Genomic DNA, 872 nt, shown 5'->3' with positions numbered 1-872 from the left:
GATGGTACATGCTGTAGACTTCACCGGTCTCAGCCATGAACGTCACTTCGTCAGAGCCTTCTTCAAGACCTGTCACAGAAACCAGCGTCTTACCAAGCAACGCCTCAAACCCCGGATATCGTTGGTATCCCATGTCAATCCTCTCCTTCCTCTTCGTCAATATTGATGTGGCGCAGGTCAACACCCTCGCCATAATAGCCGTTGCTTGTACCGTACCATCGAATATCAACATACCCGCGAATTGTCGCGAATTTGTAAAACGTCCATCGGTACGACTCTACTGCATACGTGCAGTGATCAGCGTAATCTTCATCGTCCATCCAGCTTTCGCGCCGGGGCAGGATCGGGGGAGGCACACCATCCTGACCATCAGCCCAAGATACGACTTCTGCCACCAGAAGTGGAGTACCCAATAGGTCAGTGAGGTTGCCAACAATCGATTCGATGTACACCGACTCGCAGCAGTCTTGATCATGAAACATACGCAGAATTTCACCACCTTCTAGCGTGAACCAGATGTTGCGTTTCGCATCATCCGTGTCAATCGCGACAATGGTGTGGCCGACTAGCGACGACATAATTACGTCGCGCCCTCCATGGATTCGCCAGCTGTAGTCTTCTGCGTACTTCATGATCTGCTCCTTACTGTTTGTGGTGGTTCAGCACCACGTCAACAAAACGCTGACGGTATGCCTCTGGTATTTCTTGGGACACGCGCACCCAGTCGGCCAGAAGCTGCTTAACGGCAAGCGCCGTTTCACGCGGGTCTGATCCGTCAAAGATGGTGGCATCCGTGAAATCCAGACGGGCCTTCTTATTACCAATCTGGAATTGAAACTTGGTGCTGACGCCTACACGCGACACCCGCCCGT

The 872-nt window shown here is 52.3% G+C and carries 3 protein-coding genes; all 3 read right to left on the bottom strand.

What is annotated here, in order from left to right; translation table 11 throughout:
- The coding region (locus tag AC1RPW_RS07590; protein ID WP_481769382.1) for a hypothetical protein at positions 1-133 on the bottom strand (133 nt) is incomplete at its 3' end.
- 1 nt (position 134) lies between these two features.
- Positions 135-632 (bottom strand): DUF7448 domain-containing protein, encoded by a 498-nt coding sequence (locus AC1RPW_RS07585; RefSeq protein WP_353986194.1) that lies wholly within the window; start codon positions 630-632, stop codon positions 135-137.
- A gap of 10 nt (positions 633-642) precedes the next feature.
- The coding region (locus AC1RPW_RS07580) for a hypothetical protein (RefSeq protein ID WP_481769380.1) at positions 643-872 on the bottom strand (230 nt) is incomplete at its 5' end.

This window comes from Dellaglioa sp. CoH-55-MRSF-8 (genome assembly GCF_056782195.1).
The sequence above is the reverse complement of the archived record's forward strand: the minus strand, read 5'-3'. Positions and strand labels throughout refer to the sequence as shown.

Excerpts from the sequence above, each read along its gene's own strand:
- AC1RPW_RS07585 (WP_353986194.1), bottom strand. The coding sequence starts at position 632 with ATGAAGTACGCAGAAGACTACAGCTGGCGAATCCATGGAGGGCGCGAC.